This window comes from Neisseria sp. HMSC065C04, from assembly GCF_001815375.1.
Taxonomy (GTDB): domain Bacteria; phylum Pseudomonadota; class Gammaproteobacteria; order Burkholderiales; family Neisseriaceae; genus Neisseria; species Neisseria flavescens_D.
This window is the reverse complement of record NZ_KV820414.1, coordinates 22,442-25,248: the sequence shown is the minus strand read 5'-3', so window position 1 is coordinate 25,248 and position 2,807 is coordinate 22,442. Positions and strand designations below refer to the sequence as shown.

Annotated in this window: 1 protein-coding gene; it reads left to right on the top strand. The window is 49.2% G+C overall.

The genetic code is table 11. From position 1 onward, the window contains the following. A partial coding sequence (locus HMPREF3022_RS06265; RefSeq protein WP_283119046.1) for a TonB-dependent receptor domain-containing protein occupies positions 1 to 2,807 on the top strand: 2,807 nt, incomplete at both ends.

Sequence of the window (2,807 nt, the reverse complement as noted above, 5' to 3'; positions counted from 1 at the left end):
CGTGTACAGCGGCGACGCGCGCAACAGCGGCGCGTTGGATCCCAATATACGCGGCGTACAGGGACAGGGACGGATTCCCGTTACCATCGACGGCACTGAGCAGGCGATTACCGTCTGGCGCGGCTACGCGGGCGCAAACAACCGCAACTACGTCGATCCCAACATCATCAGCAGCGTTTCCATCGAAAAAGGCCCTTCGTTCAGCCGTGATATGAAAAGCGGCATAGGCGGCTCCGTCGCCCTGAAAACCATCGATGCCGACGATATTGTCCCCGAAGGGCAGAAATACGGTTTTGAAGTGAAGGCGGAAGCTGCCAATAATTCTATCAAGCAGCGTACCAATGTCTATGAAAAATCAGTTGATTATCGGACATTGGATACGCCTGCTGTCGCACTTGGTGGTATTTGGCGGGCGATGTTGGACGATACCGACCGCGTCAATCAACGTTTCAGCGGACGCAATAGATTTGGGGAGGATAAAGCCTACCGCATTGCCGCCGCCACCAAGCAGGATAATTTCGATGCCATGCTCGCCTATGCCTACCGCAGTAAAGGCAATTATTTTTCCGGCAAAAAAGGGGCGGAGCGCTACGGCTATATCGGTCCTTGGACAATGGAAACGGTAAATGAATTAAACAGGCAGATTGCAGATGCCGCTGCAAGAGGCGAAAAATTCTACGGAAGTGAAGCCATGCTGGGCGCACCCGATATTGCCCGTATCGGACTTTTTTATCATCCGGGCGGAGAGGTAACCAACACTTCGTTGGAAAATAAATCATGGCTGGGTAAAACCACCTTCCGCCTGCCGAACCGCCAAACGCTCAAATTCGGCCTGCGCCATACCGACTCCACTTTCGGCGAAATCATGCCTTCCCGCGTCATCGGCCCGATTTTCAGTACGCCCGACAATTTAAATAAAATTGGGGAGTGGCCAAGGGCATGGGTCAAACAGCGTTCCTACAATATCGATTATTCGTGGAAGCCCGAGGGCAGCCGCTGGATAGATTTGAACGCATCATTGTGGACAACCCGTACCAAATCCAAAACCAATACTGCAGGCGGTTCACCCGGCGATGCCCTGTATGAAGACAGGGTGGACAATTTAATGATGTGGAAAACTGTGATGAGTCGCTGGAATACCTACAATGAAGAAACCAAGCGCATGTATGAGGCATTGGGTTACACGAAAAAACCGGATGTTGTCGAACAGCTTCCGAATACCAACGGGCGCTTCAATACCATAGAGGGTAATGCCTACTATGCCAACAATACCCGCAACGGTTTCAACTTTTCCAACCGTATGAAATTGCACGACAAGCTGACGCTGACCTTAATGGGAGATTTCCAAAATGAAAAATTGAGATCCCGTAATGAGTTTTCAGAAGAATTAAGTCATGATGGTTTGGATAAATACAGGGAAGAAATAGAGGCATCACAATTGGCTACCAATACCGAGCTGACAAGGTTCGGCGAGCCGAGGAACGGTAGGCGCAGAGAATGGAATTTTGGTTTCAATTTCCGCTACCAGCCGATGAGCTGGCTGACTCTGACGGCAGGAGCGCGCTATACCAACTTCAAGATACAGGACGACAACGAGCGGTTGAAAACCGGATTTGACAAATACAACAATCCCTTACAAGTCAATCGAGGTGAGGTATTTCAGTTTACCCGTGTAGCAACCGAGCAGGAATATCGTGATTATCTGAATGCGGTTAACAATGACGAATTCAATGCGGCAAGAGACAGTATCGTAATTGATGATAGAGGGGTGGCAATATTAAATCCCACTCCCCATAATGACGAAAACAGACCAAGGCTGGATAAGCTGAAATACTATTGGCGTAAAGATGATAGAGGTCGTCTGAATCCTGCTGACAACCCCTGGTTTACCGTTTCCGATTTACACAGCCAAACCGTCAATCCTGCCTACGATCCAAACGATCCGGACAGTCTGCGCACAGTCCAGAAATATACGTTTATGCCTCGTAGCGACAAAATATACAGATCCCCGATTACCCCTGCTGAACTACAACGTGCCCACAAACAGGGTGGCAGCGGATGGGCTCCTGCATTCTCAGCCGCCGTCAATTTTACCGATAATGCCCGAGCCTATCTGCGCTATACCGAATCCCTACGTTTCCCCAGTATATTTGAGGGGACTTATGGCTTCTCGACTGCTGCGGGTTCATTTGCACGAATGGGATACGGTTGGCAGCCCGAACACGCCAAAAACTGGGAAGTCGGCTACATTCATGATTTAACTGGACTGTTTCCGAAAATGAAAAATGCGGATTTACGTATCAACTACTTCCGCAACAAAACCAAAAATATCATCGACAGGGACGAGAATTTTGAATTCGAGCAATTCGACAAACAAATCCGTACCGGCGTGGAATTGCAGGCGCGCTTTGATACCGGCAAATTTTTCGGTGACGTAGGCGTATTGCGTACACTGAAAAATAAAGTCTGCGACAAATCTTTTGCCGTTTCCAGTGTACATGATTCCAGTTACTTGACTGGCGGCGGATTTATTCCTGCTCCCGAATGTAATTACGGCGGTTTGACCGATAAAGGTTATCTTGCCAGTATGGTTCAGCCGCGCTGGTCGGTTGATGCCGACTTGGGTGGACGCTTCTTCCACAACAAGCTGGAAAGCGACATCCGCTACCATTTTCACAGCCGTGTGTATCAAAACCGCCGTACGGTATGGCAGGCATATTACGATCAATTAAACCGTATCAATGACTATAATCTTCAAGCGGATACAGATACCATGCGTTGGCAGCCTGTCGCCGTATGGGACGCCT